Below are 255 nucleotides of genomic sequence, written 5' to 3' on the forward strand. Positions count from 1 at the left end.
CACATCTTCTTGAATCATGAATGAGAAAAAATGATTCAGCAGCTGGAAAAATCACCTGAGCAGCGAGACAAACCAATCATTCTACACAAGCGCGATAGAGGAGAAAGAAAAGTGATTGATTTTATGGTCTTAACCACGGTCCTCTCGATTGTGGTAGATGCCATGGTTGTCGTTTTTGTCATTATGTTGCTATTTATTAATCTTTTGTTAAGCGTGTGGTAAGGGTGTTCAGTATGGCGCGGAAACTGAAAAAAG

1 protein-coding gene is annotated in these 255 nt (G+C 39.6%); it reads left to right on the forward strand.

The window, feature by feature from the left end; translation table 11 throughout:
- The first annotated feature begins 30 nt into the window (after positions 1–30).
- Complete coding sequence (locus ACFIK8_RS09050; RefSeq protein WP_375669230.1) at positions 31–222, forward strand: hypothetical protein; 192 nt, start codon at positions 31–33, stop codon at positions 220–222.
- Positions 223–255 lie beyond the last annotated feature (33 nt).

This window comes from Bartonella sp. MR168JLCBS (assembly GCF_042194175.1).